Raw genomic sequence first — 24,830 nt, forward strand, 5'->3', positions numbered from 1 at the left:
GGGGTGGGTGCTGCGACCGCGGATGGCGCCGCGGGGGTGGCCCTGGCGGGTGTGGCAGTGACGGCGCGCAGCAGGTCGCCGTCGACCTCGTAGGTGGCGGGGCCGCGGAAGGCGTGGCCGTCCCAGACTGCGTCGAACGTGTACCTCTGCGCGGTCGGGGTCATTGCGGGGCGCCGATCTCGGTGCGCACGGCGAACAGTTCGGGGAAGAAGGTGAGTTCGAGGGCTTTCTGCAGGAAGCCGACGCCGGTCGAGCCTCCTGTTCCCGTCTTCATGCCGATGGTGCGCTGCACGGTCTTGAGGTGGCGGAAGCGCCAGAGTTGGAAGTTGTCCTCCAGGTCGACGAGTTCTTCGCAGGCCTCGTACTCCGCCCAGTTGTCCGACGCGTTCTCGTAGATGCTTCGGAAGACCGGGACGAGTTCGGGGGTGAACACGTATGCCTCCGTCACGTCGCGGTCGAGCACGGAGGCGGGCACGGCGAACCCGGCGCGGTCCAGGTAGCGCAGGAACTCGTCGTAGATGCTGGGCGCTTCCAGCAGCTGGGCGAGGAGGGCGTGCGCGACGGGGTCGTTCTCGAAGACGCTGAGCATCCGGCGGTTCTTGTTGCCGAGCACGAACTCGACGGCCCGGTACTGGTACGACTGGAAGCCGGACGAGTTGCCGAGGAAGCCGCGGAATTCGGCGTACTCGGTGGGCGTCAGCGTGGCGAGCACCGACCACTGCTCGGTGAGGGTCCTCTGGATGTGCTTGACGCGGGCGATGCGCTTCAGTGCGGGGGCGAGCTGGTCTGCGCGGAGGAGATCGCGGGCCGACTCGAGTTCGTGGAGGACGAGCTTCAGCCAGAGCTCCGTCGTCTGGTGCTGGATGATGAACAGCAGCTCGTCGTGATGCTCAGGCATGCTCACCGGTTTCTGGGCGCTGAGCAGGGTTTCCAGGTCGAGATAGGAGCCGTACGACATCCGCTTTCGGAAGTCGGTGACGATCCCCGGATCGAACGCGCGCGTGTTGTCGTCGACGGTCATGCTGCAATATTGCACCGGTCGTCACGAAACTGCAACAGGTGGATGCGCCGGGCCCGCCGATCCGCCTCCGCGCGTTCATCGAGCCGTAACCGGAGGTTGCCGGGCGCGTCGCATGGCGACCGTACCGTTCCAACGTCCCACAGCAGCGCCGTCCGGCGCAGATGCCTCAGACCACGCACCACACCAGGAAGGTCTTCGATGAAACTGTCCATCTCCAAGACGCTCGCCGTCGGCGCAGCGCTCGTCCTCTCCCTCGGCCTCGCCGCCTGCACCGGGTCCGCGAACGCCAGCTCGACCGACGGCGCATCGTCCGGCGCGTCGGCCGCGACCTTCGCGAAGGACTCGAGCACGCTCGTCTTCGGTGTCGTTCCCGACACCGTGAACACGCAGTCCAACTACCAGCCGATCGCCGACTACATCGCGAAGATCACCGGCAAGAAGGTCGAGTACCGCGAGTCGAGCGACTACACCGCGCTGATCCAGGCGGCCATCGCCGGGCAGATCGACGTGGCCAGCTTCTCCGGGTTCACCTACGTCACCGCGACCAACGGCGGCGCCAAGATCACACCGTTCGCGTCGATCATCACCAAGGAAGGGCAGAAGCCCGGCTACTACTCCGAGGCCGTCGTGCCGGAGAAGTCGTCGATCACCAAGCTCGAAGAGTTCAAGGGCAAGAAGGTCTGCTTCGTCGACCCGAGCTCGACCTCCGGCTACCTCTTCCCCACCTACAACCTGCTGAAGGCCGGAATCGACCCGGCCAAGGACATCACGCCGGTGTTCGCTGGCAAGCACGACGCGTCCGCGCTGAAGGTCTCGCAGGGTGCGGAGTGCGACGCCGGCTTCGCTGAGGACTCCGCCGTCGAAGCGCAGCCCGGCCTCAAGGTCGTCGCCAAGACGATGGTCCCCGGCGCTCCGATGGTGTTCTCCAACACCCTCCCGGACGAGATCAAGAAGGACCTCAGCGACAAGCTCTCCTCCGTGACGATCGCCGACATCCAGAAGGCCGGAATCAAGAACGCGGACTCGGACGGCTTCAAGGCGACCTTCTTCGCCTTCAGCCCGGTCGACGACAAGTACTACGACCAGATCCGCGACATCTGCAAGGTCACCAAGGCCGCGCAGTGCGAGGTCAAGTAACGCACGAGCTGGCGCACCAGCACTAACGCGCACCACGGCCGCCGCTCGCCCTCACCGGGCGGGCGGCGGTCTCGCATATCCGGCCAGTGGATGCCGCTGCCGCCCCTCGACGCCGCCCGCCGTTCACCTGGCGGTAACCGGGCGTTGCGGCGTCGGACGCACCCGGCTCCTACTGTTGCCGCAGGTTTCGGATGGCAGGGACAGGTTGAGGAACATGAGCGAGGCAGCACGCATCGTCGAGGTGGCCGGGGTCACCAAGAGATTCGCGGAGACGACGGCGCTGGACGGCGTGACGATGAGCGTCGCACGGGGCGAGGTCGTCGTACTCCTCGGCCTGTCCGGCTCCGGCAAGTCGACGCTCCTCCGCCACATCGACGGGCTGGAGCGACCGACGAGTGGCGAGGTCAGGGTGCTCGGCCAGTCGGTGCCGCAGCTCGGCGCGCGGCCGTTGCGGGCGCTGCGCAGCCGCATCGGCTTCATCTTCCAGCAGTTCGAGCTGGTGGGCCCGCTCACGGTGCTCGAGAACGTCCTCACCGGGGCGCTCGCGACCCTCCGCGGACCACGCCTCGGCACGTTCAGCTACCCCGCCGCCCTGCGCCGCAAGGCCATCGCCCACCTCGACCGCGTCGGACTCGCCGACAAGGCGTACCAGCGCGCCGACACCCTCTCCGGCGGCCAGCAGCAGCGCGTCGCCATCGCCCGCGCGCTCATGCAGGACCCGGAGGTGCTGCTCGCCGACGAGCCGGTCGCGTCGCTCGACCCGGAGTCCAGCGAGCAGGTGATGGCCCTCATCCGCGAGATCGCCGCCGACAACGGCCTCACCGTGATCTGCAGCCTGCACCAGGTCGACCTCGCCCTCAGCTGGGGCGACCGCATCGTCGGCCTCCGCCACGGCCAGGTCGTGCTCGACACCCCCACCGCCGGACTCGACAAGGCGCAGGTGATGGAGATCTACGGCAGGGCCGCCGCCACCACCCGCGAGCTGACGGTCATCGACGACGAGCTCGCCGCCGAAGTGGATGCGGCTGAGCTCGACCTCGCCGCCCCGACCGCCGCCCCGCGCGCCTGATGGCCACCGTCCCGCTCGCCGACGCGCGCGCATCCACTGCTGCGCTCCGCCGCCCACGGCCGCCCGCGTCCAGGGTCGCCGCCGTCGTCGTCCTGATCGCGCTGCTCGCCACCGGCATCATCGCGTTCCCCGTCCTCGGCGTCAGCTTCGATACCGTCGTTCGCAGCATCCCGAAGGCCGAGGCCTTCTTCGGCCGGATCGTCCCGCTCCGTCTTCCTGCGCCCGACGTGCTGTGGCCCGCGATCGGCCAGACGCTCGGGATGGTCGTGCTCGGCACCCTGCTCGCCGCGATCATCTCGGTGCCCGTCGCCTACCTCGCCGCCGCCAACACGAGCCCGAACAGGGCGGCGCAGTGGGCCGGTCGGTTCATCACCGTCATGGCCAGGTCCATCCCGGATGTCGTCCTCGCGATGGTCTTCGCCGTGCTGTTCACGCTCGGCACGCTTCCGGGCATCCTGGCCATCGGCATCCACTCGGTCGGCATGATCTCGAAGCTGTTCGCCGACGCCATCGAGCAGATCGACGAAGGGCCGAGGCTCGCCATCCGCGCTGCGGGCGGCAGCAAGGCGCAGGAGTTCTTCTCCGGCATCGTGCCGCAGGTCGCTCCCAGCTGGGTCGCGACCGTCCTGCACCGCAACGACATCAACCTGCGCGGGTCGATCATCCTGGGCTACGTCGGCGTCGCCGGGCTCGGCTACGAGATGTGGAAGGCGCTCGCCACCCTCGACTACCGCACCGCCATGGCGCTCGCGCTCGTCATGTTCGCGCTGTGCGTGCTGATGGAGGTCGTCTCCTCGACCGTCCGGCGCGGGATGCTCGGAGGCGGCGCCGCCCGCAGCCTCGGTGCCCGCCGCGTGAGGAACACGATCACCTGGGTGCTCACCGGCGTGGTGATCGTCGGCGCCCTGCTGATCGCGCAGGTGCACTGGGGCGACTTCCTCACGTTCTGGCGCAACCTGCCGCTGATCAAGTTCTGGCCGCCGACCTTCGAGCCGTACTCGGTGGAGCAGATCGCGGTCGCCATGCGGGACACCGTGCTGATCGCGCTCGCCGCGACCGTGGTGAGTCTGCTGTTCTCGCTCGTGGTCGGCTCGCTCGCCGCGAGGAACGTCGCCCCGAACGCCGCGACGCGCAACATCTTCCGCGTGATCCTCGTCGCCGTTCGCGGCGTCCCGGAGCTGGTGCTCGCGATCGTGCTCATCATCATCACCGGGCTCGGTCCGACCGCTGCCGTGTTCGCTCTGGCGTTCGGCGGCGTCGGCCTGCTCGGCAAGCTGTTCGCCGACTCGATCGAGGAGGTGCCGGGCGGGCCGCAGCGTGCGCTCACCGCGGTCGGCGCCCGCCGCCTGCAGGTGTACACGTCGGCCACCGTTCCTCCGAGCGTTCCCGCGTTCGTCGGCCACAGCTTCTACCTGTTCGACAGCAACATCCGTGCGGCGACCGTGCTCGGCGTGGTCGGCAGCGGGGGGATCGGCTTCTACCTGAACAACGCGGCACGCGTGTCGGCCTGGAACGAGGTCTTCGCGTTCGTGCTGGTGATCATGGCGACCGTCTTCATCGTGGAGGGGATCGCGGTCTGGATGAGGAAGGCGCTGCGATGAGCGGCGCCTCGGGCAGGAAGGGCACTGGGATGGGCAGACACTACGACCTCGCCATCGTCGGCGGCGGCATCGTCGGACTCGGGCACGCGGTCGCCGCGTTGCGGCGCGGCCTCACGGTCGCTGTCGTCGACAGGGCGTCGAGCGTCGTCGGGGCGTCCGTCCGCAACTTCGGGCACCTCTGCATCACCGGGCAGGAAGGCGAGGCGCGCGCGTACGCCGAGCTGGCGAGGGAGCTCTGGCTGACGCTCGCCCCCGAGGCGGGATTCTGGCTGCGGGAGAGCGGGACCGTCGTGGTCGCGCAGGCGCAGGACGAGCTGGCCGTGCTCGACGAGTTCCGGCAGAGGAGGGGCGGCTCCGACGTGCGGCTGCTCACGCCGGCGGAGGTGCGTGAGCGCATCCCGGTCGCGGACGGTGTGGCGATCGGTGGGGCGTGGCTGCCGCGCGACCTGCAGGTGGATCCGCGCGAGGCCGCCCCGGCGATCGTGCGCTGGCTGGATGCGCACGGCGTGGACTTCTTCTGGCAGACCGCCGTGCTCGGCGTGCAGACCGGGGCCGTGCACACCACGCGCGGCACGCTGTCCGCCGACGCGGTCGTCGTCGCCGTCAATCACGACGTCGACCACCTCTTCCCCGGCCTCGCCGAGGCGCACGGCATCCAACGCTGCGGACTCGACATGATGCTGGTGGATGCGGAACTCGACCGGCCGCTCAGCGCACCGCTGCTGACGGGCTGGTCCCTGGTGCGGTACGCCGGATTCGCGCACACGCCGAGCGCAGCGGCGTTGCGCGAGCGGCTGGCGGAGGAGCATCCCGAGCTGTCGGCACTCGATCTGAACCAGATGTACACGCAGCGGCCGGATGGCGGGCTGATCGTCGGCGACACGCACTACCGAGGGGCCGATGTCCCTCCGTTCCAGTCGGAGGCGGCGTACGACCTGCTGCTCGAACAGGCGCGGCTGCTGTTCGGCACCGACCGCATCCGGGTCAGGGAGCGGTGGCAGGGCGTCTACGCCTCCGCACCGGACGAGTTCCTCGTCGCCGCGCCGGCCCCCGAAGTGCGCGTGGTCTCGGTGACCACCGGCATCGGGATGACGACCGGCCTCGGCCTCGCGGAGCGGGTGGTCGACGAGCTGTTCTCGTCGGCGTCCGGCGTTCTCGCCACCGCGGGCGCAGCCGGCGCACCCGGCGCAGCGCGCGTGGGCTGAGACCCCACCTCCACCCGTTTCACGAGTTTCACCTGAACCACCACAGAAGGGCACCGACCATGAGCACTGATGACGGAATCATCACCAGCGAGTTCGACGACTTCGGCCGCGCATCCACCGGGACGGCGGTCGACGAGCACGCCGCCGACGACGCGACGGACGAGGACTGGGAGGACGACGAGGAGTTCAGTGACGACGACCTCGACGACGCCGACGACCTCGACGCAGACCTCGAACTCGTCGTGCTCGACATGGCGGGCACCACCGTCGTCGACGACGGCCTGGTCGAGCGCGCCTTCGAGCGCGCGGCGGACGCGGCGGGCATCGGCAGCACGCCGGAGGAGCGCGAGCAGGCGCTCGACTACGTGCGCGAGACGATGGGCCAGTCCAAGATCGCCGTCTTCCGCGCCCTCACCGACGACGAAGACCAGGCGCAGCACGCCAACGCCCTGTTCGAGTCCGCGTACGGCGAGCTCGCGGCGAGCGAAGGGCTGCGCGCCGTCCCTGGTGCGGAAGACCTCATCCGGCACCTGCGGCAGCTGGGGGTGAAAGTCGCGCTGACCACCGGCTTCTCCCGCCCGACCCAGGATGCCGTCCTGGATGCGCTCGGCTGGCGCGACCTCGCAGACCTCACCCTGAGCCCGGCGGAGGCCGGTCGCGGCCGTCCGTTCCCCGACCTCCCGCTGACGGCACTGCTGCGCACGGGGGGAACGAGCGTGGAGGGCATGGTCGTGGTCGGAGACACGGCGAGCGACATCGCATCCGGAATCGCCGCAGGGGCAGGCCTCGTTGTCGGCGTGCTCACCGGCGCCCACGACGAGGAGACACTGACCGAAGCGGGGGCCGACGCGGTCATCGCGAGCATCGCCGACCTCGCTGAGCTGCTCGGCCTCGACGACACCGCCGGACGATGACCGTGCGGGCGGTGACCCCGCGCGTGGTGGAACCACCAGCGCGCTTGGGGAAAGGGGTCAGCGTCTATCCGTCGGCGACAGCGATGGTGTGGCCGGGGGAGGGTCATCTGCATGAGGCGGTGGCCGTGCCGGGGGTGCGGCTGTCGCCGGGGGACGCTCTGGTCGAGATCGAGCTGGCGACGGTGTGCGGCTCGGACGTGCACACGGTCCTCGGGCACCGGTCGGCGCCGACGCCGCTCATCCTCGGGCACGAGCAGGTGGGCAGGGTGGTCGCGCTCGGCCGCGGCGGAGCGAAGACGATCGACGGTCACCGGGTGAGCCTCGGCGAGAGGATCGTCTGGTCGGTCGCGGTGCCGTGCGGACGGTGCAGCAGGTGCCGTCGCGGCCTGCCGCAGAAATGCGCGAACCTGCAGAAGTACGGTCACGAGCGCATGCGCAGGGGCTGGGAGCTGTCCGGCGGTTTCGCCACACACGGCCACATCCTCGACGGCACCCCGATGGTCGCCGTCCCCGAGGACGTGCCCGCCGAGGTGCTGGCGCCGGCATCGTGCGCCACCGCGACGGTCGCGGCTGCGCTGGAGGCGGCATCCGGGATCACCCCCCTGGAGGGCGCGCTCGTGCTCGTCGCCGGGGCGGGGATGCTCGGTCTCACGGCGACCGCGATGGCGTCCGACGCCGGCGCGCACGTCGTGGTCAGCGACCCGATCGCCGAACGCCGGGATGCTGCGCTCGCGTTCGGCGCGGCGGCGGTCAGCGACCCCCGGGTCGCCATCGACGCCCCCGGCGGCCTCAACGCCGCCCTCGCCGCAGCGGGCGGTCGTGGTGCTGCGCCGACGATCGCGCTGGAACTCTCCGGGGCACCGACGGCCGTGCGCTCGCTGTTCCACGCCGTGGACGTCGGCGGCGTCCTCGTGCTCGTCGGCTCGGTCTCCCCCGGTCCAGACCTCGCCATCGACCCCGAGCAGCTGGTCCGCCGCCTGCTCACCATCCGCGGCGTCCACAACTACGCCCCTCGCCATTTGGCGGAGGCCGTGCGATACCTCGCCGGCGCGTGGCAGCGCTACCCGTTCGCGGCGCAGGTGGGCGAGACCTTCCGGCTGGCCGACGTGGATGCGGCGCTCGCTGCGGCAGGACGGCACCCGCGGGTGGGGCTCCGGCCGTAGAGGCGGGTCAGGCGTGACCCGCTCGCGGTGAGCGGGTCACGCCTGGTGTCCCTGCGTGGTGTGAACGGTCGTTAGGAGACCGTGTACGAGATGGGAACGGTGTGGGTCTCGACCTCGTCGATGATCTGCACGACGAAGCCGACGTACTCGCCGGCGGTCAGATCGAACAGCGCGTCGGCCGACCAGGTGCCGTCCGCGCCGACCGTGGTCGTCGCGACCGTCCGGCCGGAGGATCCGCGGACCAGCACCGTCGCTCCGGCGTCTCCGCGGCCCGAGTACGTGGGAACGGGGCCGGACACGGTGCCGCCGCTGACCGGGCTGGTCAGGGTGACGGCGCTCGCGATTCGGTACGAGATCGGGTTCACCGTGGTCGCGCCACCGGTGGTGTGGTGGATGGCGCCGATGTATGGGCCGGATTCGAGGTCGACGGTCGACTGCGCCGACCAGTTTCCGCTTGCATCCACGGTCGCGCTGGCGATCACGCGACCGCTGTTGCCGTGCACCTCGACCGTCGCGCCCGGCGTGCCGGTGCCGCGGAAGATGGGCCTGATGCTGACGAGCGTGCCGTCGACCGTGGGGCTGGTCACGGCGAACGGAATGGCGGGAGCGTCCGGCGTGCGAACGACGGAGTACCGGAGAGCTGCGGTGGTCGTGGATGCGCCGAACGTCTGCTCGATCACCCCGACGTATGCGCCGTTCCCGAGCTCGATGGTCGACGTGGCCGACCAGGTGCCCGCGGGGTCGACCGTGGCGATCGCGAGCACGAAACCGCTGCTTCCGCGGACGACCACGCTCGCTCCCGGGTGCCCGGTGCCGGAGAACACCGGCCGCGCGACGGTGACGGTCTCGCCGTCGGCGGGGGAGGTGAGGGTGACCGCGGTGACCGCGGTGACGGTGCTGACGCTGTACGCCACCGACGCCGAGCTGACGTCGGCTCCCGCGGTCTGCGTCACGGTGGCGGCGTATTCGCCGTCGGCGTGGTGGTTCGCGGCCTCGACCGACCACTGGCCGTCAGCATCCACGAGTGCGCTGCCGTGCAGCGTGCCGTCGTCGGCCTTCACCTCGACGGTGGCCCCGGGGTGTCCCGTACCGGAGAACACCGGCTTCGTGGTCGAGACGACCTCGCTGTCCGCCGGCGTTGCGACTGTCACCGCGGTGACGGGCTGCGCGAGCGTGGTGGGCATCTTCCAGAACACGCTGCCGACCTGGGTGCTCTCGCTCAGCACGGCCGGGTCGTACGAGACGCCGGTGCAGTCCTGCGGGGCGGTGTCCTTCGAGCTGGAGGCCTGCGGCCAGATCACCAGCTTGTAGTATCCCGGAGCGTCGAGGGAGAACCGGCCTTCGTTGACGAGCACAGCGCCCTTGACGCCCGCCGAGTGGTTCGCGATGCTCATCAGCTGTGGGGTCGGCGTGACCGACGCGGGCGTTCCGTCGTCGCCGCGGACGAACTGGTAGTACAGGGAGTCCGTCACGTCGCAGCCGTTGGCGGCAGAGCGGCCGGAGTTGAGCGCGTCGACGTGGAACTTCACTCCGAGGAGGGCGTCAGAGCTGTCGGCGGCGACGACGTTGCCCCAACCGGTCTCCGAGTTCGGTCCGTAATAGCCGGGGAGGGTGGAGGTGGTCGTCCCCCACGCCTCGATCGGCACGGGGCGGCCGGTGGATGCGTTCCTGCCGACGTTCTCCACGGCATGCGTCGTGGTCGTGGTCCCGTCTGCCATCGTGATGCGGAGGCCCAGCTGGTACGTGATCGACTGCGCGACCGCGGGCACGGACGCGTCGCCGCGGGCGCTGATGTACAGCACGTCCTCCTCGCCGTCCTGGACGGTCTGCACGATCGAGTACACGCTGGCGACGGAGGCCTGGACGGAGGCAACCTTGGTCAGAGCGGCCCAGGCGGCCGGGTTGTACGGGGCGTAGTTCCACTCGATCTTGGACGGAACCGTGCCGGACTTCACCCGCAGGGTGAAGTCGCCGCGCCACTCGTCGTGGCTGCCGACGGTCCTCTCCGACCATCCGAGCATGGTGGTCGGCGCCGAACCCGTCTCCTGGAGCGTCGTCGCGCTCGCCGGCGCGGCGAGCCCGGCGGACCCGACGGTCAGTGCGCCGAACGCCGCGAGGGCGCAGAGCCTCGTGGCTGCAGCGTGTGAATGTGATCTCTTGCTTCGCATGGGGATGCGATTCCTTTCTCAGTTCTCACCGGACAGGTCGTGTGACGCGTCGCGGAGGGGCCAGCCCTAGGGCGCCAGTTTCACATCTTTGCGACGACAAAGATTTATATTCAAAAGGGTATATCCGATATACAATTGACGCGGCGTGCGCGAGGGAGGGACAGACGACGACACAAAGGGGGGTAGCTTCGACGGTCGCGGGTCCGAAAACTGGTGTCAGGTATGTTTGCCTGACCGAAAGGACGCCTCCGATGACACGAATCGCGCCATGACGGCAAGCGCATACCTGACCGGCTTCGGGAGCTACCTCCCGGGGGAGCCCGTCGACAACGACGGCATCGCGGCGAGGCTCGGCGGCGACGACCCGGTGACCGAGCGCATCCGCCGTCGGGTGCTGGCTGCGAACGGCATCCGGAAGCGGCACTACGCGCTCGACGAGCACGGCGAGCCGACGGAGCTCAACGAAGAGCTCGCGGTCAAGGCGCTGCAGGCTGCCCTGGACGACCGCGGGATCCCGGCCTCCGACCTTCGGATGCTCGCGACGGCGACCACGATGGGCGACGTGCTCGTGCCCGGCTTCGCGTCGATGGTGCACGGCAGGCTCGGCGGAGGCCCCATGCAGGTGCTGTCCGCCTCCGGCGTGTGCGCGTCGAGCCTCGCCGCCCTGGATGCCGCCGCGAGCAAGATCCGGCTGGGCGACCATCCACGGGCCGCCGTCGTCGGTTCCGAGCTGCCCAGTCGGAGCCTCCGGCAGCGCCGGTTCGACGGCAAGCGCGCAGGGCTCGACTCGCACTTCCTGCGCTGGATGCTCTCCGACGGCGCCGGGGCGGTGGTGCTGGAGTTCCAGCCGCACCCGAGCAGGCCGTCGCTGCGGCTCGACTGGGTGCGGCAGGTGTCGCTCGCCCACGAGCATCCGGTGTGCATGCGGGCGGGGATGGACGGCACGGAGGCGAGCGTCGGGAGCACCTGGCAGGACGTCAGCGTCGCCGAGGCGGATGCGGCGGGGATGTTCCTGCTGCGGCAGGACGTGAGCGTGCTCGACGAGCTGGCGGAGGCCGGGCTGAAGCAGTTCGAGGAGCTGGTCGACATCGGCCTGGTGGATGTGAAGCACCTCGACCACGTGATCTGCCACTACAGCACCAACACGTTCAGGGACCTCGCATTCGACTCCCTGCGCCGCCGCCTGCCCACCCTGGACACCGACCGCTGGTTCTCCAACCTGGAGAGCCGCGGCAACACCGGCTCCGCCAGCATCTTCATCGCGCTGGAGGAGGCGTGGAGCACCGGACGGTTCGCCGTCGGGGACACCGTGCTTCTCGCCGTGCCGGAGTCCGGCCGGTTCTCGTTCGCCTTCGCCCACCTCACCGTTGTGGGGCCGGGAGCCCCGCAGAACACCAGCACGCAGAACACCACCAAGGAGCAGTGACATGACGACAGCCACAGCCACGCCAGACGCGACCGCCGTCGCCGAATCCCTCGTCACCCGCCTGACCGAGGTGTGGGCCGACCTGGAGGAGCGGCTGGATCGGGTCCCCATCCTGAGCAGGCTCGCCGAGGGCACGGTCACCATCGACGACTACAGCAGGCTGCTCTTCAACCTCCGGCAGCAGGTGGTCGACGGGTCGCTGTGGATCTCCCGCGCGGCGTCCAGCTTCGACGTCGACCACTTCACCCTGCGGTCGGCGGCGATCCGCCACGCGGAGGAGGAGCACCGCGACTACCTCATGCTGGAACGCGACTACGTGGCGATCGGCGGATCGCTGGATGAGCTGCGCGCCGGCAGGAAGAACCTCGGCTCCGAGGCGCTGTCCGGCTACATGTTCCACTACGCCGACCGCCCGAACCCGGTGGGCCTGCTCGGCGCGATGTTCATCATCGAGGGGCTCGGCGCGAAGCGGGCGGCCGGCTGGGCCGCGCGGTTCCAGGAGGTGCTCGGACTCGCAGACAACCAGGTGCATTTCATGCGCTACCACCAGGATGCGGACGCCGAGCACACCGGGGCTCTGGAGGCGATCCTGACCTCCGGCATCATCGACGACGCCGCGGCCGACGACATCGTGCGCTGCGCGCAGGTGGTCGCGAGGCTGTACGTGCTGCAGCTCGAGGAACTGGATCAGTGACATGCCGCAGGTAGGGCTGTCCGACCCGAGCATGTGGGATGCGATCTCCGCCGACCCGTCCATCCCGCTCGACCGCGCGCTGGTGCGGAAGATCCTGGACGACCAGCGGCGGCTGTCCCGGCGCTGGTTGTACCCGATCGCCCGGGTGCTGTCCCGGGTGATCGTCGCCCTGGTCTCGATCGTCAAGCGGGTGCTGCCGTTCCGCTGGATGTCGCTCGGCACGATGGATGTGCTCTGCGTCTGGTTCCTGCGCCGGTTCGTGCATCCGGATGCGGTGGAGCTGCTGATCCGGCACTTCGTGGTCGAGACCAACCTCGTGAACTTCCTCATCCGCAACACCCCCGCCGCGATGGAGCCGGTCACCCTGCGGCCGGTGACCCTCGCCGGACTGGGCGACCACGCCGTGGTCGAGCACGACGTGAACGTCTACGACGTGTTCATCGCGCTGGACGGCGTTCCGGTCACCCGGCGCGAACCCCTCGACCTGCAGCGGTTGGATATCCCTTCCATCGACCCGGAGCGCGGCCGCCGCCGGCTGCTCAGGCTGGACATCCAGACCGCCCTCTGCTTCATGAACATCCCGTTCTCGATGGCGCTCACCCTGGAGGAGTACCGCAGGGCGATCCACTCCATCCGGTTCGACGACTCGCTCCTCGAGCTGCTCGCGGTGGTCTGCGACGACGACACGTTCCGGCACTGGAAGACCGGCGCGCTGAGCCTGCGCATGGACTCCAACGTGGATGTACCGCAGGCCGTCTACCTGCATGCCCTCGTCTGCGAGTACGCCCACGCCCGCCTGGTGGAGCTCGCCTGACGCGATCAGACCCGGGCAGGCAGCCGCTTCACGATGTACGGCGCGACCAGGCCGTGCAGGATGATGCTCGAGACCACCGTCAGCACCGCGACATCCCAGACGTCGTCTCCGGCGCCGGTGGGCAGCTTGTTGAACGCCAGCAGGCCGAAGACGATGGATGCGGCTCCGCGCGGCCCGACGAGCCCCACGATCGTGCGGTCCCGCCACGAGATGGATGAGCCGAGCGTCGCCAGGTAGACCGGCGCGGCGCGGAACACGGTGAGCGCGAGCAGCGCGACCAGCAGGAGCATCCAGTCGACGCCTCTGACGATCATGTCGGTGGTCATGGCGCCGAGGACGAACCAGACGAAGTTGGTCGCGAGGACGCCGACCTCCTCCACCAGCACGAGCTCGTCGTGCGCGATCGACAGTTGCCCGGTCTTGCGCGTGCGGGTGAAGCGGAACATCACCCCGGCGACGAAGGCGGCGACGAAACCGTTGGCGCCGACCCCGTGGATCGTCGCGATCCCGTAGGTGAGGAGCGGGGTGACCAGCATGACGATGCGCACGCCGGTCGGGTTGGCGAAGCCACGGCCGGACGCCCACCGGGTGAGCAGACCGATCGCGCCGCCGAGGAGCACACCGACGAGGATGGCGACGATGGTCGCCGGCACGGCGCCGAAGAACGCGTTGATGAAGTCCTCGACGTTCTTCTCCAGTTCGGTCTCGGTGCTGTGCGACGGCTCCGTGCCGCTGTCCGCGACCTTGATCAGCGTTGGCAGCACCACCGCGATGGCCAGCGACATACCGAAGATCGGGGAGATGAGGCCGTCGTTGTACCCGCTCTCCACGTTGAGGATCTGCCGCACTCTGGCCGGGATCCTCGGAGAGCGGAGCAGCGCCGTCGCCGGCGCGAAGTCGGTCGGCATCACGACGCAGGCGATGACGATGAGCACGAACAGGTTCACGCCGGGCAGCAGCCAGAGCCCGCTGACGACCACGAGCGCGAGCGACAGCGGGAGCGCGATCAGCACCAGCCGCGCGATCATCTTGCCCTCGCCGCCGAAGACGCCGCCCTTCACCTCGCAGGCGTCCACGAACAGCAGCACGGCCAGGATCAGCTCCACCACGTGCTCGGCCACATCGCTGTCGACGGCCTCGACGAACGCCGGGATGTCGATGAGCACCACCAGCGAACCGATCAGGGCCAGCGCCAGCGGCCCGGCGATCCCGCTGCGCTCGAACCGATGAGCGACCAGCGACCACAGCACGATCGCGGCGAACCCCACGAGGATGATGGTCGGCATCCGGGACCCTTCGCTCCGACTCTCGGCCCCGCGGCGCGAGGTGGGACAATTCTGCCCTGTCTGCGACCATGAAGGGATGCTCGACACCTTTTTTCGCCTGCTCGACGCGGTGCCGGTGCCGCCGGACGCGGAGTACCTCTACGGCGACGACGAGCTCGGCCGGATGCGGGAGCGCAACCTCCGCCGCTACCTCGCCGCCGTGCACGGGACCAGCGTGCTGCTCCTCGCCGAGGCGCCGGGCTGGCGCGGCATGACGGTCACCGGCGTCCCGTTCGTCTCCGCGCGCGAGGCCGGAGAGGGCGGGCCCGCCGCGCGCGCCGTTCCCGGGCTGGAGCTGCCCGAGCATCCACAGGCCCCGTGGGAGGCGTCGAGCAGGGTGGTCTGGGCGGCGCTCGCCGACTGGCGCGGGCCGCTGCCGCTCACCTGGCCGATCTACCCGCACCACCCGTTCGTCGCCGGAGACCCGCGCACCAACCGCACTCCGCGGCCCGCCGAGGTGCGCGACGGAACACCCGTCGCCCTCGAACTGGCCAGGGCGTTCGGCATCCAGACCATCGTCGCTGTCGGCAGGAAGGCGCAGGGCGCGCTCGCAGCGGAGGGGGTGGATGCGCCCGCCGTGCGCCATCCGGCCCAGGGCGGCGCCCGGGCGTTCACCGAGCAGGTGCTGGCACTGAACGCCCGATCCTGAGCGTTCTCACATAAATGCCCGTTTAGGCTTTCCCTCCCGAATACGTGAGGAAGCCCCCGTGTCAGAGACTGCCCCACCCGTCCTCGCCCCCACCCAGGCAGAGCAGCCGTCGCCGCGCCGTCCGAACGCTCCGCAGCGCGGGATCAGCTCGCTGATCTTCGCCAGCCGGTGGCTGCAGGCCCCGCTCTACCTCGGCCTGATCGTCGCTCAGCTGATCTACGTCTACGTCTTCATGGTGGAGCTGTGGCACATCGCCGAGGACGTGGTCGCCCACCCGACGCACATCGAGGAAGCGGACATCATGCTCGCCGTCCTCGGGCTGATCGACGTGGTGATGATCGCGAACCTGCTCATCATGGTGATCATCGGCGGCTACGAGACGTTCGTCTCACGCGTGAACGTGGAGGGACACCCCGATCAGCCCGAGTGGCTGTCGCACGTCAACGCCAATGTGCTCAAGGTGAAGCTGGCGATGGCGATCATCGGCATCTCCTCCATCCACCTGCTGAAGACGTTCATCGCCGTCGCCGACATCGGAGCAGCCAACGGCGGCGTCCTCGGCAGCGAGAAGTACACCAGCGAGGGCGTCTTCTGGCAGGTGGTCATCCACTGCGTCTTCATCCTGTCGGCCGTGGCGCTGGCCTGGATCGACAAGCTGTCGAAGACGAAGTGACCGGCGTCAGCCGAACGACACGGCCGTCCACGACACGGGCGGCAGCACGACCGTGAGGCGGCCGTCCTCGATCGCCGCCGACGTGTTCGGCGTGAGGCCGACACGCGTCTGGTTCTCGAGGGTGTTCTTCGCGTAGACGTCGTCGTCGGCCAGCGTGACCGCTTCGTCGATCCGGGATGCGCCGAGGTCGCGCACGTCGATGGTGACGGTCCGGGATGCGGTCTGGTCGCGGTTCACGAGGAACACCGCGCCGGTCGCGGTCTCGTCGTCGAACGTGGCGACGGCATCCACCACCGCTGCATCGCCGTGGACCGCGGTGGTGTAGGTCGGCGAGTCGATGGCCGGGCGCAGCACCGTGCCGCGCGCCAGCCTGCTGGTGACCGAGAACGGGAAGAACGTGGTCTGGCGCCAGGCGTCCCCGCCCGGCTCCGTCATGATCGGGGCGATCACGTTGACCAGCTGGGCGAGGGAGGCCGAGGTCACCCTGTCGCTGTTCTTCAGGAGGGTGATCAGCAGGTTGCCGAGCACCACGGCGTCCGCGACCGAGTAGACGTCTTCGAGCTGGCGCGGGGCGACGCGCCACTCGTCGTTGATCTCGTCGGAAGCCTGGTGCTCGTCGAGGTACCAGATGTTCCACTCGTCGAACGAGATGTTGATCTTCTTCGTGCTCTTCTTGCGGTATCCGACGTGGTCGGCGGTCGCGACGACCGTGTCGATGAAGTACTGCATGTCCACCGACGAGGCGAGGAACGACCCGAGGTCGCCTCCGCGCTCCTGGTAGTAGGCGTGCGCGGAGATGTAGTCGACGTGGTCGTATGCGTGCTCCAGGACGACGCGCTCCCACTCGCCGAAGGTGGGCATCCCGGAGCCGGAGGAGCCGCAGGCGACCAGTTCGAGGTCTTTGTCCGCCATCTTCATCGCCGCGGCGGTCCTGGCGGCGAGCTTGCCGTAGTCGTCGGCCGTGAGGTAGCCGGTCTGCCACTGGCCGTCCATCTCGTTGCCGAGGCACCACATCCGGATGTTGTGCGGTTCGGGCGTTCCGTTGGCGATGCGCTGGTCGCTGAGCGCCGTGCCGGACGGGTGGTTGGCGTATTCGAGCAGGTCGAGCGCCGACTCGATGCCGCGGGTGCCGAGGTTGACGGCGAGCATCAGCTCGGAGTTCGTCAGTTTGAGCCAGCGGGAGAACTCGTCGAGTCCCACCTGGTTGGTCTCCAGCGAGTGCCAGGCGAGGTCGCGGCGCACCGGGCGGCTCTCGCGTGGGCCGACGGAGTCCTCCCAGCGGAAGCCGGAGACGAAGTTGCCTCCTGGATAGCGGACGGTGCTGGTGCCGAGCTCCTTGACGAGGTCGACCACATCCCGCCGGAAACCGTCGGCGTCGGCGGTCGGGTGGCCGGGCTCGTACAGGCCGTCGTACACGCACCGGCCGAGGTGTTCGACGAAGGCGCCGAAGGTGCGGCGGCGCACGGGGCCGACCGTGTTCGCGCGGTCGAGGATGATCGTGGAGTCAGACATTCGTTGGCTTCCTTCGTCGTAGTACAACGTTTACCTATAACGTTGTAGGAAGACTATCCGACATTCCGGGGCGCCCTGTCAACCCCGGCTCGGAGACGCGCGGTCAGCGAGCGGTCGACTCGCGGGCGACCAGCCGGAACGGCGCCTCGTGCTCCTGGAACGGAGTGGTGTCGCCGCCGATCCGCGCCAGCAGCAGGCGCACGGCCGTCTCCGCGATGTCGTCGCGGCCGGGCTCGATCGACGACAGGGTCGGGATGGAGTACCTCGTCTCGTCGAGGTCGTCGAAGCCGATCACCGCCACGTCGTCCGGGATGCGGAACCCGCGGTCCTCGATGGCGCGCATCGCGCCGAATGCCAGCGAGTCGTTGAAGGCCACGACGCCGTCCACGTCGATGCCGGTCTCGAGGAACGTCCGCATGGCGCGCGCGCCGTCGACGCGGCGCCACTCCCCGGCTTCGAGCACCAGCTCGTCGCGGTACTCGACCCCGGCCGCCTCCAGAGCCTCGCGGTACCCGGCCAGCCGCAGCCCGGCCGAGCCCACGACCTCACCGGGATGCGCGCCCAGCGCGACGATCCGGCGACGCCCGAGCGACAGCAGGTGCTCCGTGGCCGCCCGGGAGGCCGCGATGTTCATCATCGTGACGTGGTCGGCGGGACCGTGGAAGATCCGCTCGCCCAGCAGCACGATCGGGGTCGGCACGTCGACGAGGGCGGCGTCCTCCTGGCCGAGGCCGGCGACGCTGAACAGGATGCCGTCCGCCATCCGCATCTGCGGGCCGCGCAGGATCGCGAGCTCCCTGTCGCGGTCGCCCCCGCTCTGCTGGATGAACACCGCGACGTCGTGCGTGGCGGCTTCGCGCATCACGGAGTCGGCGAGCTCGGCGAAGTACGGGTTCTTGAGGTCGGGGATCACGAGGCTGATCACGCCCGTGCGTCCGGAGCGCAGGCCGCGCGCCGACAGGTTGGGCTGGTAGCCGAGCTCGGCGATAGCGGCGTCGACGGCCGCCCGCGTTGCGTCGCTGATATACGCGTAGCCGTTGATCACGTTCGAGACGGTCTTGATGGACACGCCGGCCGCTGCAGCCACCTCGCGGAGCGTCACGGCCACAGTCGAATCCTTCCCGAGCCACCCCGGAGCGGTCCCCTGGAATGCTACAACGGCGCGGGCGCGGAGGGCTGGCGGCAGAGGGCGGCGGGGCGGGCGTCAGTGGATGCGCGCCGGGTCGGCCGCCAGGCCGCTCGCGTCCAGCTCCTCCCAGAGCGCATCCGGGATGGTCGCCGCGTACCGGTCCGCCGTGCTCCGCACGTGGGAGGCGGTGCGCATCCCCGTCACCACGGAGACGACGGCCGGGTGCCGCAGCGGATATTGGACGGCCGCCTCCGGCAGGCTCACGCCGTGCCGCGCGCACGCCTCCGCAAGCGCCTCCGCACGTTCGACGACGGCCGCCGGGGCCGTTCCGTAGTCGAAGTGCGCGGCCCTGTCGACGGTCGGGCTGCTCAGCAGGCCGGAGTTGTAGACCGCCGCAGCGACCACGGACACCCCGCGGCGCAGCGCCGCGGGAAGGAGGTCGGTCAGCGCCGACTGGTCGAGCAGGGTGAACCTGCCGGCGACCATCACCACATCCACGTCGGTCTGCTCGACGAACGCCGTCAGCATCGCCGACTGGTTCATCCCGGCCCCGATGGCGCGCACGACGCCCTGGTCGCGGAGTTCGACGAGTGCCCCGATGCCGGTGGTCGACGCCTCCGGCCAGTGGTCGTCCGGGTCGTGCAGGTACGCGATGTCGAGGTGGTCCGTTCCGAGGCGTTCGAGCGACGACTCGACCGAGCGGAGGATGCCGTCTCTGCTGAAGTCCCAGACGCGTCTGCGGTCGGCGGGCACGACGAACCCGTCGTCGTCGAGCCGGTCGGCGGTCTCCGGGCTGTCGACGAGCAGCCTGCCGACCTTCGACGAGAGCACGAGCTCGTCACGCCGCGCATCGTTCGCACGCAGAGCGGCACCGAGCCGCCGCTCCGACAGCCCGAGCCCGTAGTGCGGGGCCGTGTCGAAATAGCGGATGCCGGCGCCGAGCGCTGTGGCGACCGCACGCTCGGTCTCCTCATCCGTGGTCTCGCGGAAGAGGTTGCCGAACTGGGCGGCGCCGAGGCCGAGTTCCGTCACCGCTGCTCCCGTGCGCAGGGTGCGCGCCGGGATGCTCGTTCGTGGATTCATCGCTTCTCCATGTCCGTGATGATAACTCAGCATACGTATTATGTTTGCCGATATTCTGATCTAAGCTGTGGTCGCCGCATCCCGCCAGGGGTCGAAGCGGCGCGACGAGGCGTGAACGCAGAGAAGAGGAGCAGTCGGCGATGTTGGCGGCAGAGTACACAGGGGCACGAACGATCACGGTCGAGGAGCGCGAGCCGGCGGCTCTGCGCGACGGGGAGGTCAGGATCGCCGTCGCGTACGTCGGCATCTGCGGCACCGACCTGCACGTCTACCACGGCGACATGGATGCGCGGGTGACCACCCCGGCGACCATCGGCCACGAGATGTCCGGCACCATCGCCGAGCTCGGCCCGGGCGTCGACGGCTGGGCGGTCGGCGACCTGGTCACCGTGATGCCTCTCGACTGGGACGGCACCTGCCCGGCCTGCCTCGCCGGAAACCAGCACATCTGCCAGAACCTCGACTTCATCGGCATCGACAGCCCCGGAGCGCTCCAGCAGTACTGGAACGTGCCGGCCCGCACCCTCGTCCGGCTCCCGGATGGCGTGTCGCTGCGGGATGCCGCGCTCGTCGAGCCGGTCGCCGTGGCCGTGCACGATGTCCGCCGATCCGGCGCGGGTGCTGGGGACAAGGTCGTCGTGATCGGCGCAGGACCCATCGGCGTGCTCATCGCGACGGTGGCCACCGCATCCGGTGCCGAGGTGGTGATCGCGGAGATCGACGCGAACCGCAGGGCGGCCGCCGAGGACATGGGGCTGCGCACCATCGACCCGTCCGGGGTCGACCAGGTGGCGTGGGTGAACGAGTGGACCGGGGATGCGGGCGCCGACGTGGTGTTCGAGGTCTCCGGCGCCGCGGCCGCCGTGCTCGGCGCGACCGGGCTGGCGAAGGTGCGCGGCACCGTGGTCGTGGTCGCGATCCACTCGCAGCCGAGGCCGCTCGACCTGCACCGCGTCTTCTGGCGCGAGCTCACCATCCTGGGTGCGCGGGTGTACGAGCGGCAGGACTTCGAGCGCGCGGTCGAGCTGGTGGCCGGTGGCACCATTCCGGCCGGGAAGCTCATCACGCGTGTGGTCGCCCTGGACGAGGTCGCGGCGGCGTTCGAAGCGCTCGAGGCCGGCCAGGCCATGAAGCTGCTCGTGGAGGTCGGAGCATGAACCCGTTCGATCTGACCGGCAGGCTCGCCGTCGTCACGGGCGCGAAACGCGGGATCGGGTTCGCGATGGCCGAGGCGCTCGCCGCGGCCGGAGCGGACATCGTCGGCGTCTCGGCGACGCTCGATCCGGAGGCGTCTGCGATCGCCGACCGGGTGCGCGGGATGGGTCGCTCCTTCACCGGGCACAGGGTCGACTTCGCGGACAGGGCGCAGGTCACGGCGTTCGCCGACGGACTGGTCGCCGGGGATCGCACGGTGGACATCCTGGTCAACAACGCGGGCGTCATCCGCCGCGCGCCCGCCGCCGAGCATCCGATGGAGTGGTTCGACGAGGTGCTGGAGGTGGACCTGACGAGCGGCTTCCTGCTCAGCCAGGTGCTCGGGCGCCGGATGCTCGATGCCGGCCGGGGGCGCGTCATCTTCACCGCGTCGCTGCTCTCGTTCCAGGGCGGCATCAACGTGCCTGGCTATGCGGCGGCGAAGTCCGGTGTCGCCGGTCTCGTGCGTGCGCTCTCCAACGAGTGGGCGGGGAGGGGTGTGACCGTCAACGGCATCGCTCCCGGCTACATCGCGACGGACAACACCCAGGCGCTGCAGGACGACGAGCAGCGGTCGCGGTCGATCATCGAACGCATCCCCGCCGGTCGCTGGGGTGCTGCGGAGGACGTCGCGGGGGCCGCCGTGTTCCTCGCATCCGACGCTGCGGCGTACGTCACGGGCGCCATCCTGCCCGTCGATGGGGGCTGGCTCGGCCGGTAGGCGATTGCCTCTTGGCAAACATCATACGTATGCTCTATGCTCGCACTACGCCTCCTCGGCGTCGTCAACGAAGTCGACAAGACAAGGACATCTCATGGTCGGAATCCACACTGTGGTGCGTTCGAGCCGAAGGCCCGCGCTGACGGTGGCAGCGATCGGAGCCGCAGCGGCACTGATCGCCCTCACCGGTTGCAGCACCGGCGGAAGCACCACGAACGGTTCATACGGCTTTCCCGAAGCCAAGCAGGACACCTCCTCGACGATCACCGTCTGGGTGGACGCGGACCGCCAGTCCGCTGCGAAGGCCTTCGAGAAGGCCAATCCCGAAACGAAGATCAAGGTCGTCACGTACGACGGATCGGCGAACGGCTCCAACTCGTTCCGCACGAAGATGCAACTCTTCGACAGGGCGGGCAGCGGCTGGCCGGACGTCGTCTTCTCCAGCCAGAACAGCGACGCATCCTGGGCCAGCCAGAAGTCGGGAGGCAAGCAGGCCTTCGCCGCTGTGCTCGACAAGGGGCTCGTTCCCAGCGACACGCTGAGCAAGTTCACCGGAGGGGCCCTGAACCCCTGCACCGTCGAGGGCAAGGTCTACTGCCTCCGCAACGACCTCGCGCAGGCGGTGCTGTGGTTCGACAAGTCCCTGATGGACCAGTTCGGCTACACGGTCCCCACCACCTGGGAGGAGTACCAGGCCCTCGGCGAGAAGGTGGCCAAGGAGCACCCCGGCTACATCGTCGGCACGGCGGGCGACGCCTGGACCCCCGAGGTCTTCATGTGGGCGAGTAAGTGCCAGGCCAACGACGTGACCGGTCCCAAAGCCGTCACGGTCAAGACGGACAGCGAGGAGTGCAAGCGGGCGGCATCGATGCTCGACACGCTCCGCGAGAACAAGACCGTCCCCGTCGTGAGCGTCTTCACCCCGGAGTTCGTCAAGAACTACAGCGGCAAGGTCCTGATGATGCCCGGCCCGGCCTGGTACGCGGGCGCCATCTTCAACAACGCGCAGTCGCTGAACGTGCCGGCCGGACAGCTCGGCGTCGCAGAGCCTCCCACCTGGAAGGGTGAGGACAAGGCGGTCACCGGAAACGTCGGAGGCGGCACCTGGTTCATCTCCAGCCACTCGAAGAACCTGAAGGCGGCTGCGAAGTTCGCGGAGTTCGTCACGACGGCGGACGACTACCAGGTCGCCCTCGCCCCCGGATACCCGGCGTTCGCGCCGGCCGCGGAGAAGTGGATCGCCAAGCAGGAGTCGAGCAAGTACTTCGCGACGCCGCTCAAGCCCATCGTGACCGCCGCCTCCCAGGTCTGGGACGGCTGGGGCTACCCGGTCTTCAGCCAGGAAGCCGTCTGGGCGAAGACCATGACCCCGGCCATCACCGGAGGCAAGTCCATCGTCGACCTGCTGCCGACCTGGCAGACGGCCATCGAGAACCAGGCCAAGGTCGACGGATACACGGTGAACTGACATGACACTCGCTCCCCCGAGCGACCAGCTGACCGTCGGCGCCTCCGGGCGCCGGCGGTCAGCCCGGCCAGGCGGCCGGGCACCTGGGCGCACCCCGATCGGCTACGTCTTCATCTCGCTCTACGCACTGCTCACGATCGCCTTCGGCGTGCTCCCGGCGCTGTATGCGGTGCTCCTGGCCTTCACCACGGCCGACGGCGGATTCGCCGGGTTCCAGAACTTCGTGACGGTGGTCACCGACTTCCGGTTCTGGCCCGCCGTGCTCCACGTCACGGTCTACCTCGTGATCTGGCTGATCAGCCTCGTGATCTTCGTGGTCGTGCTCGCGCTGATCGTCCACTCGCTCCGCGCGCGCTGGGCCGCCACCTCCCTGCGCTTCATCTACTACCTGCCCGGCGCGCTCGCCGGCGCGTCGAGCGTCCTGCTCTGGCTCTTCGTGCTCGACCCCACCGCCAGCCCGGTCAGCGGCATCCTCCGCTTCCTGGGGCTGAACAGCTTCGTCGAGGTGATCCAGCCGGGAAACCTGCCGGCGATCTTCGCGATCATCGCGTTCTGGACGGGTGCAGGCGGCTGGATCGTCATCATGTACGGCGCGCTGAACAACATCAGCACCGACATCCTCGAGGCGGCCAGGATCGACGGAGCGAACGCGTTCCAGATCGCCCTGCGCATCCAGTTGCCGATGCTCCGCAAATGGATCGCGTACATGGGCGTCATGTCGCTGGCCGCCGGCACCCAGCTCTTCGTCGAGCCGCAGCTGCTCAGCCAGGCCAGCAACGCGATCGTCCCCAACGACTACTCGCTCAACCAGCTCGCGTACCAATACGCCTTCCAGCAGAACGACTTCAACGGCGCCGCCGCGATCTCGCTCATCCTGCTGGTCGTCGCGCTGCTCCTCTCGTGGGTGTTCGTCACCCGCGGCGGCCTCTTCGAGAAGGAATGACCATGACAGCACTCCAGAGCGAACGCCGCGGACTGGGCTCGGCCCTCCGCGGCTGGAGCGGGCGCTCCATCGCGGCCGTCGTCCTCGCCGTCTTCGTCCTGTTCTTCGCCATCCCGATCGTGTGGCTGCTGTTCGCCGTGACCAAGTCGTCGAAGGCGCTCATCCTGTCCAACCCGTTCGCGCTCGGCTCGTGGTCCGACTTCGTCGCCAACTGGAACCAGCTGTTCGCCTTCCAGGGCGGCGCGGTGACGACGTGGATCGGCAACTCGGCCATGTACTCGATCGGCGCCCTGGTCATCACCCTCATCGTCAGCGTCCCGGCCGGATACGCGCTCGCGCTCACCGAGTTCCGGCTGCGCAAGGCGATGCTCGTGCTGACCCTGGTGGTCATGCTCATCCCGAGCACGGCGCTCGTGCTCCCGATCTTCCTCGAACTCAACGCGGTCGGTCTGATCGGCAGCCCGCTGTCGGTGATCCTGCCGATGTCGTTCTTCCCGTTCGGGGTCTACCTCACGTACATCTACTTCTCCACGAGCATCCCGAGGGATCTGCTCGCCGCCGCCCGCATCGATGGATGCTCGGAGCTGCAGGTGTTCACCAGGGTGGCTCTGCCGCTGGCGGCGCCGATCGTCGCGCTGGTCGCGTTCTTCAGCTTCGTGCAGAACTGGAACAACTTCTTCCTGCCGTTCGTGATGCTGCCGTCGAGTGACGGATACCCCGTGCAGGTCGGGCTCACCTCGCTGCTCTCGGCCACCCCGGCCTTCAACCCGAGCTCGGCCGGCTCGGACTCGGTGCAGCTGCCGACCCTGGCGCTCGCGACCATCGTGTCGATCCTGCCCGTCCTGATCGTCTTCCTCTTCTCCCAGCGATTCCTCGTCTCTGGCATGACGGCGGGAGGAACCAAGGAATGACCGCGCCAGA

At 69.2% G+C, this 24,830-nt stretch carries 23 protein-coding genes; 16 read left to right on the plus strand and 7 right to left on the minus strand.

Annotated features, from left to right (window positions below; translation table 11 throughout):
- Positions 1 to 160: 160 nt before the first annotated feature.
- Both kynA and B7438_RS20395 read right to left on the minus strand, forming a co-directional pair.
- On the minus strand, positions 161 to 1,021 hold the full coding sequence (kynA, locus tag B7438_RS16955; protein ID WP_085370864.1) for a tryptophan 2,3-dioxygenase: 861 nt from the start codon (positions 1,019 to 1,021) through the stop codon (positions 161 to 163).
- Positions 1,018 to 1,233 carry a hypothetical protein gene (locus B7438_RS20395; protein ID WP_143466024.1) on the minus strand — a complete coding sequence of 72 codons (216 nt, stop codon included), beginning with the start codon at positions 1,231 to 1,233 and terminating at the stop codon, positions 1,018 to 1,020. The genes kynA and B7438_RS20395 overlap by 4 nt, the downstream gene beginning before the upstream one ends.
- On the opposite strand from B7438_RS20395, the gene B7438_RS16960 reads away from it, so the two are divergent.
- The 6 genes from B7438_RS16960 to B7438_RS16985 all read left to right on the plus strand — a co-directional run bounded on the left by B7438_RS16960 (position 1,220) and on the right by B7438_RS16985 (position 8,110).
- Positions 1,220 to 2,158 carry a phosphate/phosphite/phosphonate ABC transporter substrate-binding protein gene (locus tag B7438_RS16960; RefSeq protein WP_085370865.1) on the plus strand — a complete coding sequence of 313 codons (939 nt, stop codon included), beginning with the start codon at positions 1,220 to 1,222 and terminating at the stop codon, positions 2,156 to 2,158. The genes B7438_RS20395 and B7438_RS16960 overlap by 14 nt on opposite strands.
- Before the next feature lie 214 nt (positions 2,159 to 2,372).
- Complete coding sequence (phnC, locus tag B7438_RS16965) at positions 2,373 to 3,227, plus strand: phosphonate ABC transporter ATP-binding protein (protein WP_085370866.1); 855 nt, start codon at positions 2,373 to 2,375, stop codon at positions 3,225 to 3,227.
- On the plus strand, positions 3,227 to 4,828 hold the full coding sequence (gene phnE, locus B7438_RS16970; RefSeq protein ID WP_085370867.1) for a phosphonate ABC transporter, permease protein PhnE: 1,602 nt from the start codon (positions 3,227 to 3,229) through the stop codon (positions 4,826 to 4,828). The genes phnC and phnE overlap by 1 nt, the downstream gene beginning before the upstream one ends.
- Positions 4,825 to 6,033: a TIGR03364 family FAD-dependent oxidoreductase gene (locus B7438_RS16975; RefSeq protein WP_247597180.1), complete on the plus strand. Its 1,209-nt coding sequence runs from the start codon at positions 4,825 to 4,827 to the stop codon at positions 6,031 to 6,033. The genes phnE and B7438_RS16975 overlap by 4 nt, the downstream gene beginning before the upstream one ends.
- Positions 6,034 to 6,092: 59 nt before the next feature.
- Positions 6,093 to 6,947, plus strand: a complete 855-nt coding sequence (locus tag B7438_RS16980; RefSeq protein ID WP_085370869.1) for a phosphonatase-like hydrolase — start codon at positions 6,093 to 6,095, stop codon at positions 6,945 to 6,947.
- Between the two features lie 125 nt (positions 6,948 to 7,072).
- Complete coding sequence (locus tag B7438_RS16985; RefSeq protein ID WP_256922093.1) at positions 7,073 to 8,110, plus strand: alcohol dehydrogenase catalytic domain-containing protein; 1,038 nt, start codon at positions 7,073 to 7,075, stop codon at positions 8,108 to 8,110.
- 71 nt (positions 8,111 to 8,181) lie between these two features.
- Here the strand turns inward: B7438_RS16985 and B7438_RS16990 are convergent, their stop codons facing one another.
- Complete coding sequence (locus B7438_RS16990) at positions 8,182 to 10,278, minus strand: Ig-like domain-containing protein (protein ID WP_085370871.1); 2,097 nt, start codon at positions 10,276 to 10,278, stop codon at positions 8,182 to 8,184.
- A 268-nt stretch (positions 10,279 to 10,546) separates the two neighbouring features.
- Between B7438_RS16990 and B7438_RS16995 the strand changes: the two genes are divergently transcribed.
- Genes B7438_RS16995 through B7438_RS17005 form a run of 3 tightly spaced genes read left to right on the plus strand, consistent with a single transcriptional unit; the run spans position 10,547 to position 13,212 of the window.
- Entirely contained in the window at positions 10,547 to 11,704 is a 1,158-nt protein-coding gene (locus B7438_RS16995) for a 3-oxoacyl-[acyl-carrier-protein] synthase III C-terminal domain-containing protein (RefSeq protein WP_085370872.1), read from the plus strand.
- A 1-nt stretch (position 11,705) separates the two neighbouring features.
- Positions 11,706 to 12,398 carry an iron-containing redox enzyme family protein gene (locus B7438_RS17000; protein ID WP_085370873.1) on the plus strand — a complete coding sequence of 231 codons (693 nt, stop codon included), beginning with the start codon at positions 11,706 to 11,708 and terminating at the stop codon, positions 12,396 to 12,398.
- A 1-nt stretch (position 12,399) separates the two neighbouring features.
- Positions 12,400 to 13,212, plus strand: a complete 813-nt coding sequence (locus B7438_RS17005) for a hypothetical protein (protein ID WP_085370874.1) — start codon at positions 12,400 to 12,402, stop codon at positions 13,210 to 13,212.
- A gap of 5 nt (positions 13,213 to 13,217) precedes the next feature.
- Here B7438_RS17005 and B7438_RS17010 read toward each other — a convergent pair whose 3' ends face one another.
- Positions 13,218 to 14,498, minus strand: a complete 1,281-nt coding sequence (locus tag B7438_RS17010) for a sodium:proton antiporter (RefSeq protein WP_085370875.1) — start codon at positions 14,496 to 14,498, stop codon at positions 13,218 to 13,220.
- 76 nt (positions 14,499 to 14,574) lie between these two features.
- Between B7438_RS17010 and B7438_RS17015 the strand changes: the two genes are divergently transcribed.
- Both B7438_RS17015 and B7438_RS17020 read left to right on the plus strand, forming a co-directional pair.
- Complete coding sequence (locus tag B7438_RS17015; protein WP_085370876.1) at positions 14,575 to 15,186, plus strand: uracil-DNA glycosylase; 612 nt, start codon at positions 14,575 to 14,577, stop codon at positions 15,184 to 15,186.
- Positions 15,187 to 15,244: 58 nt separating this feature from the next.
- Positions 15,245 to 15,859: a TIGR00645 family protein gene (locus B7438_RS17020; protein WP_085370877.1), complete on the plus strand. Its 615-nt coding sequence runs from the start codon at positions 15,245 to 15,247 to the stop codon at positions 15,857 to 15,859.
- Positions 15,860 to 15,865: 6 nt separating this feature from the next.
- Here the strand turns inward: B7438_RS17020 and B7438_RS17025 are convergent, their stop codons facing one another.
- From B7438_RS17025 to B7438_RS17035, 3 genes are all read right to left on the minus strand, one after another.
- A complete protein-coding gene (locus B7438_RS17025; protein ID WP_085370878.1) occupies positions 15,866 to 17,371 on the minus strand; it encodes an alpha-N-arabinofuranosidase in 1,506 nt (501 codons plus the stop codon).
- Between the two features lie 103 nt (positions 17,372 to 17,474).
- Positions 17,475 to 18,479, minus strand: coding sequence for a LacI family DNA-binding transcriptional regulator (locus B7438_RS17030; protein WP_085370879.1), 1,005 nt, complete (start codon positions 18,477 to 18,479; stop codon positions 17,475 to 17,477).
- Positions 18,480 to 18,575: 96 nt separating this feature from the next.
- A complete protein-coding gene (locus B7438_RS17035; protein ID WP_085370880.1) occupies positions 18,576 to 19,583 on the minus strand; it encodes an aldo/keto reductase in 1,008 nt (335 codons plus the stop codon).
- A 140-nt stretch (positions 19,584 to 19,723) separates the two neighbouring features.
- Between B7438_RS17035 and B7438_RS17040 the strand changes: the two genes are divergently transcribed.
- From B7438_RS17040 to B7438_RS17060, 5 genes are all read left to right on the plus strand, one after another.
- The gene (locus B7438_RS17040) at positions 19,724 to 20,740 is read left to right on the plus strand and encodes a zinc-binding dehydrogenase (RefSeq protein WP_085370881.1); all 1,017 of its coding nucleotides are present in this window, start codon (positions 19,724 to 19,726) and stop codon (positions 20,738 to 20,740) included.
- Entirely contained in the window at positions 20,737 to 21,498 is a 762-nt protein-coding gene (locus tag B7438_RS17045) for an SDR family oxidoreductase (RefSeq protein WP_085370882.1), read from the plus strand. Before B7438_RS17040 ends, B7438_RS17045 begins: the two co-directional genes overlap by 4 nt.
- Positions 21,499 to 21,643: 145 nt before the next feature.
- Positions 21,644 to 22,966: an ABC transporter substrate-binding protein gene (locus tag B7438_RS17050; RefSeq protein ID WP_247597178.1), complete on the plus strand. Its 1,323-nt coding sequence runs from the start codon at positions 21,644 to 21,646 to the stop codon at positions 22,964 to 22,966.
- A 1-nt stretch (position 22,967) separates the two neighbouring features.
- Positions 22,968 to 23,909: a carbohydrate ABC transporter permease gene (locus B7438_RS17055; protein WP_085370884.1), complete on the plus strand. Its 942-nt coding sequence runs from the start codon at positions 22,968 to 22,970 to the stop codon at positions 23,907 to 23,909.
- Between the two features lie 2 nt (positions 23,910 to 23,911).
- Entirely contained in the window at positions 23,912 to 24,820 is a 909-nt protein-coding gene (locus B7438_RS17060; RefSeq protein WP_256922094.1) for a carbohydrate ABC transporter permease, read from the plus strand.
- Positions 24,821 to 24,830: the final 10 nt, after the last annotated feature.

It is taken from the genome of Leifsonia sp. NCR5, from assembly GCF_002105485.1.
In the GTDB taxonomy this organism is placed as follows: Bacteria; Actinomycetota; Actinomycetes; order Actinomycetales; family Microbacteriaceae; genus Leifsonia.